Annotated in this window: 6 protein-coding genes and 3 pseudogenes; all 9 read right to left on the bottom strand. The window is 41.7% G+C overall.

Translation table 11 applies throughout. From position 1 onward, the window contains the following. Positions 1-92: 92 nt before the first annotated feature. Positions 93-671: pseudogene (locus tag H6G86_RS37545) on the bottom strand (reverse transcriptase N-terminal domain-containing protein); the annotation flags it as partial. A gap of 543 nt (positions 672-1,214) precedes the next feature. After that, positions 1,215-1,394 carry a hypothetical protein gene (locus tag H6G86_RS37540; protein ID WP_190938635.1) on the bottom strand — a complete coding sequence of 60 codons (180 nt, stop codon included), beginning with the start codon at positions 1,392-1,394 and terminating at the stop codon, positions 1,215-1,217. A 165-nt stretch (positions 1,395-1,559) separates the two neighbouring features. Beyond that, positions 1,560-1,829, bottom strand: a complete 270-nt coding sequence (locus tag H6G86_RS37535) for a hypothetical protein (protein ID WP_190938633.1) — start codon at positions 1,827-1,829, stop codon at positions 1,560-1,562. A gap of 66 nt (positions 1,830-1,895) precedes the next feature. After that, positions 1,896-2,180 (bottom strand): hypothetical protein, encoded by a 285-nt coding sequence (locus H6G86_RS37530; RefSeq protein WP_190938632.1) that lies wholly within the window; start codon positions 2,178-2,180, stop codon positions 1,896-1,898. 207 nt (positions 2,181-2,387) lie between these two features. Further along, entirely contained in the window at positions 2,388-2,789 is a 402-nt protein-coding gene (locus H6G86_RS37525) for a hypothetical protein (protein ID WP_242065179.1), read from the bottom strand. A gap of 104 nt (positions 2,790-2,893) precedes the next feature. Further along, positions 2,894-3,652 (bottom strand): annotated as a pseudogene (locus H6G86_RS37520) (reverse transcriptase domain-containing protein); the annotation flags it as partial. Positions 3,653-3,714: 62 nt separating this feature from the next. Beyond that, entirely contained in the window at positions 3,715-4,116 is a 402-nt protein-coding gene (locus H6G86_RS37515) for a hypothetical protein (RefSeq protein ID WP_190938630.1), read from the bottom strand. Positions 4,117-4,201: 85 nt separating this feature from the next. After that, on the bottom strand, positions 4,202-5,623 hold the full coding sequence (locus H6G86_RS37510) for an IS4 family transposase (protein WP_190938629.1): 1,422 nt from the start codon (positions 5,621-5,623) through the stop codon (positions 4,202-4,204). A gap of 119 nt (positions 5,624-5,742) precedes the next feature. Beyond that, a pseudogene (locus H6G86_RS39345) lies at positions 5,743-6,000 on the bottom strand (RNA-dependent DNA polymerase); the annotation flags it as partial. Between the last annotated feature and the right edge of the window lie 99 nt (positions 6,001-6,099).

Genomic DNA, 6,099 nt, shown 5'->3' with positions numbered 1-6,099 from the left:
CCTTTTGTCTTTCGACTCTAGGTAAGTTGGTTGACTTAGAGATGTTCTTCTTAATCTCTCCCAATTTAATTGGGGATACCGCGTTAACTGTCACGGCGCACGCACTTTTCGATATCGAGTTCGATTACTCGTCTTTCTATTCCGTTGCAGAAAGAGCGTAGGTTATTGTAGATGTATCTTTGTGCATCATGGGCAGAGCGCCCGGTTCTAAACCCGTAACTCCTGGCATGGAAGGTGGCTTCGTGTGCTGGTTCGAGTGCGTATTTTGCTAGGCATTGCCAAGACCTATCCGCAATTGTTGGTATCTTAAGCATTCTGGTTGTCCCGTCCTTTTTGGGAATGGGGATTTCCCGTAATCCTTGATGCTTCCAATTTCCGCTATTCATTTTCAATAGTTCTTCAAGGTTGAAGCGTTCTTCAAATGAGAGGGATTTCTTCCCATCAATACCAGCCGTCTTTTTACCAGCATTTAGCTGAGATACTTGTCTTATTGCAAGAAATCGAGCCGAGGTTGATTTTAGAATAAGCTTTTGGAGTGACCGAGCTTTCCGCTTGTCTCCAACTTGAACCGCTTTAAATACGCGCTTTTGAAGGCGGAAAAGATTTCGGCGGAATTTCTTCCACGGTAGGGCTTTCCAAGATTCACTAGTTTTATAACTGTGTCTAATCATTCTCTCTTCTAGAGTTTGTATTTTCTGAACACCTCAGACCAATTACGGTCTGTCCTACCCGACTTGTGAGAATTCCGCTTCTCGTCTAGCCTACCTGGGGTTCGACTGTCCCAAGACTCACAAATCGTTTTTATTCGTTCCCTCGGAGAGATTGATTGTCCCGTTAGATGTAGCCAATTTGACTACTGGATTCCCCAGACTCTTACCGCTACTGTGCCAAAGTCTACGGCGGGAATGAACTCCAGTGAGATAAGGGATTTTGAGTTGCGCCCTTTTCCGCAGATAAGTCACTTTTCTAGGCTCTGTTTCATCATAGGAACTCCCTGTTAGCGCCAGTGTCAACCCGCAACGGTCGTCTGATTGCGCCCTGTTCCCAGCTTCACTCTACAAGAACCGAGCTTGTTCGGTGTGGGCAGATGAGGAGTCAATTCTGAGTCTGAATGGTAGGGCTTTCACCTACATCTGACCGAGAGTTCAACCTTTAATGACAGTAATCTGCTGTCGGGCTGGTTTAGTTATGTACGGACTGATTACCGTGATTCACTAAACAACGAATCGCACTAGTACATCTGCCCATTTAGGAGCAGCCGATTTTGTACTTTTTTTCAACTGAATACGGAAGCGAATACGGGTTTTATTTAACTGTGAGAAATTGTGGCGCTCGACTACTGCATCAGTCAGGAAATTCGCAGCGATAGGGTTGTCGATTGCTTGTACCATCATTGTTGACCTCAATCATTATTTTTCACTTTCGATTAAGCGAAGCTTTCTTTGTGGTGATTTCTCAAGAGAGCGAATGTCTGTAGTAGCTCTATAGATTACTTTTGTAGAGCTTTTTTGTAGCCGAATATGTCTTTTGATGACTGGTGGTTTATGTATGGACATGGCTCAAAATAGCTGAAGTTGCTGTGAATTATCCTGTACCGCAGGTTTTTCATAAACCATACCTTCGACTTCATAACAGCGAGTCATGAGTTTGTTTCGGTTTAGCCGAAAGCTGGTTTTTTTCCTTTGATTTGGCAGAGGTACAAATAAATACTGTGGATGTTGTATAGTACCTTCATCACCCAAGTATCGTGAAAGCGTACCGTCGATTTGGTAAACTTTCGATGAACTTAACAGTGTCGCGTCATAAACTTTAATCAAATTTGTTTCCATCTGATTAGTATTGAAGTAGAGTGTGTGATAATCTTTTGTGGAATCGATTTTTCTCTACAGTCAGATTTAATCAGTTTGACTGGAGAGTTTTTCACGGATAATCTGATTCAATTTTTCCTTTGATTCATCAGGCAGAGCATTAAAATCAAACTCTTTCGAGTCCCAAACTTCATCAAGACTTATTGACTCATCGATAATATTTGCAATCAAACAAGATTCATCGCCGTAATTCCAACCATTTGCTAGAAGCCACGGCAGAATTCCTTCAGATTGCAATAATTTCTCAATGTCGAACGAGTCAGAAAACTGCTGTAAGTTTTCGATACTAGGGTGAACGATTGTAATAGTCATCTGTGATTGTTTGTGAATAGTTGAACAACAAAAAGAGGGGGAAAGGTTAAAGGGAAAAGGGAAAGGGATTCATGAATTAAATCATCCTTAGAAAAGCAAGGTTTTTACCTTTACCCCTTTACCTTTTCCCCTTCCCCTTCTTTATTAGCTGTAGACAAAGCTTGAGTAACTTATAACTACAGTCTCTCAAGCCCTGTTTACAACAAGTTAGAACACCATTTCTGCCGCAGCTTTGGTTACAGCAATTGCTTGTTTACTGATTTCGCGCCAGTCGGTTTCTTCACCATAAGATGCTTTGATTAATTCCGACTCTACCCATATCCGACAGAACAACACGTTTTCATCTGTCGTCCCAGGGTGCGGCTGTAGTGTGATGGGAGAATATAATTGTTGTGGGGTCAAAGTTGCGATTGCCGCAAGTATGCACTTTGAAAAATGAGTATCATAACCGGATTCTAAGATATACGTCCGGTCTGCTTGCATAGTTATCAGTAACTTGCAGGTTTCTTTTTTGCGGCGTTCTGTATTCTCAAACCGTAGTTCTTTAAGATATCCAGTTAAGGCAGTTTGAGGGACATCACTCGGTTCACCATTGAGTGTGTACCACAATCCTCCGTGCTGACGATTGGTAGAGTCGAGAGGGGATATTATTCCCCGTCCCTCTCTGTTAGATCCGTGCGTGCAACTTTCGCTGCACACGGCTCCCGATGTTCTTACCTTTCGGTTTTGCTCATGTGCCGATAATCGTGGCATGACTCGTGTAATGCTTCAAGATTATTTGGTTTCCAGTTGTTATGATTTCCGTCGATGTGATGCAGGTGAACCCGTTCTTCACCGATGAATTTCAAACCACAGGATGCACATTTATGGCTTTGCTTTTTGAGAGCTTTAGAGGTGTGACCATCGTAGAGCTTACTGTTTCGTTCGCTCCAATACAATGTATCTCCATCAAAGGGCGATTTTTCGCCTTTAACATTGATGAATGATTTTTCGGAATAAGGAACTGCGGGGAATGCCTTTTTAACTAGTTCTTTACTAGTATGTTTGTCATTCTTTGTTTCCTTATTAAATACTTTAAAGGTTCTGTGATCCATGTACCAGAGCGAGTTACGCGCCCCTCTCATGTTGCAGAATCTATGGTATTTTCTCCATCCTCTGACTATGGGAGCTAGTTTTTCTGCTTTCTCCCTAGAACCATAGTTGGAGCAGTTGACGATGGCTTTTACTTTCTTACGGAATGTTTTAAAATTTTCCACTGAAGGGGCAATTTTACATTTTCCGTTGCTTTGCACTTTGAAGTGCCAGCCTAGGAAATCAAACCCATCTGTCGCAGCGGTAATCTTGGTTTTCTTTTCACTGATCTTCATTCCTCTTTCTGCAAGGAATAGGCTTATTTTCCTAAGTATCTCTATTGCATCATCTTCTGGTCTGAGTATTACAACCATGTCATCTGCATAGCGGATTATTGGTTCTGACTTTTCACGGGATGTGGAAAAGGAGGCGAGGTTCGCGTAAATCCTCCGCGAACTAACTTTTATGGTTGGCGATATTTAGAATTTTCTTCGATTAAATCTTTCAATCCAAGGTTTAGGGACTCAATGGATCGATCTAAAGCTTCAATTTTGGCACGACGGGTAATTTGTTCCAGCGCATCTATGTAAGCTTGACTACCAGCTTTACCTAAATGCTGATATCGAGATAATTTACCATCAGTCTTTGTGGGAAATATTGGTGAAGATGCCTGTAGTTTGTAATACCAATAATTGTCAGTCCGCCCCTTGGCTTGATAGCGAACAATCCAACACGAAGCAGGAGCAACTTTACCCTGGGCGAGTATTGAATGAATTTCTTGTTCAAGACGCGCTTTAGTTTTGGCTACTGCGTCTATACGTTTTGTTAAATCATCTTGTGGAGAAAGCTTTTGCGACTCTGGCATATAACACACTCCGATTTGGTTCGCGGATATTACACGCGAATTATTTTCTAATTGAATCAGGTGGGTATTTACCGTTTGTCACGCATTATTTAAGATTTTGGTGTAGTAGCCAACCTTGGCATAAGGTTTCTAACTCTAACCAACCTCTCCATAAAACTTGTATACCGATGGCACTGTTTTTTCGATGTTCTAAGTATCCTCCCAGACGTGCGATTGCCCGAATCGCCCAGTCAATATTCAATTGGATATCCTTTTTTAATTGATATGGAATACAAGAGAGCAAGACATCCATTTGTACTTTCGTTAACACAGTAGCCGCATTTAGATGTGGGCAGTTACGGTGCAAATAGGTGATTCGTAATAGCTGCGCGGCAATCACAGTTAAAAATCCCAACATTGTTGACATACTCTCACCAGCCAAGCGATAGCTTTCGGCTTTGCACCCCGATTTGAGAATTTTATGATACTCTTCAACCCGCCAGCGATAAGTATACCAACGGAGAATTTGAGTTGCTGATTGTTCAGAATCAACTAACTCAGTAGTTAGTAGCATCCACTCTACTGGTTCACAATTTTCTGGACAATTAGTTTCCTTTGCATAGACTGCGTAAACATTGAAACTGCTTTGATTTTTAAAACGTGCTGCCGGACTAATTGATACTGGACAATATCTGACTTCTAAGGTGGCAGTTCTGGCATTACGCTTTTTAGTTTCGGCTAGTTCAACGTCTTTTACAAACTTGAGAGCAGTGGAAGTTACGTATGACCATAAATGGCCATTCTCTCCTTCTAGACAACGGTTGTGTGCCGCCCTGAATAATACACCTGCGTTTTTAGTTTGATTGATTTGAGCGAAGACTTCTGCAATATCGCCTTCTCGGTCAAAGACATGAATTATCTTCGACGATAATCCCCCTACTGGAATTTCTAAAGTAGAAAACTGTTTTTCTATATTTGAGAAAGCTTCAACCCATCTATAAGATTCTTTCTCCTTAAATTCTTTATTTCTTTTAGCTTTTCGCTCTTTTTTTAGACGCTCTTCTTTAAGTTCTTGGGTTTCATTACTCGGCTGTGGTGCTTTATGCTCTCTATGCCAAAGCTTCTCCCACAATAACCCTAAGGGCTGTCCAAAATCAGGTTCTAAAGCTAAACAACTATGTAAAATTAGTCCATTTCCACCATTACCTATTGGGCCGTATTCTTCTCTTTTATCTACTATTTTTTTGTAATCTAAAAAAGTTGTATCTCCTACAGCTAGCACTACAGGAGTGCCGTTTATTTCTTGGGCTGTTTGTTTAAAGTAAGGTTGAGTCAACTTTTCAAAATTGGTTTTTGGATTAGAGAAAAATTCGTAACCACGTTTTAGGTCGCTAGCAGTTTTAAATATTTTTGATAAAGGCTGACCATATTTTACCGATAAAAGTTCACCTATAAATGCTGCTCTTTGGGTTAAACGTTTGTCTCCAAAGTTACACTCCCTATACAGGTTCTTCTCTAAGATTTTCATTTGCACTCATTGACACACCTACCACGACAATATCTAAAATTACAAGTTAATTCTCTGGTATTGGTTCGCGTAAATCTTTCGCGAACCAACTCCCCTTTTCCACATCCCGTGAAAAGTCAGATTATTGGTTCTCTGATATCCTGCTGTGGGGTGTTTGGCGTTATACGCCGCCCTTTCTTGCCGTTATATCTGTGTATACTTTCGATTCCGTTTAGAGCAATATTTGCTAGAAGTGGACTTACCACGCCCCCTTGCGGCGTTCCTTGTTCAGGGAACTCCGGGTTTACTCCTGCCTTGAGGCAGCGAAAGATACCTCTCTTTATACCCTGTGGGGCAATGAGATTATCCATGATGGTGGTGTGGCAAATCCGGTCGAAAGTGGGTAGCTAGCTAGCGAGGTTTCCAAGCCTTGGCTCCTTTTCTAACTAGCCCCCTCCGAACCGTGCTTACGAGTTTCCAGGTACACGGCTCTCCAG

The sequence above is a fragment of the Nostoc sp. FACHB-133 genome, assembly GCF_014698055.1.
GTDB lineage: Bacteria > Cyanobacteriota > Cyanobacteriia > Cyanobacteriales > Nostocaceae > Nostoc.
This window is presented reverse-complemented; position numbering and strand designations above follow the sequence as displayed.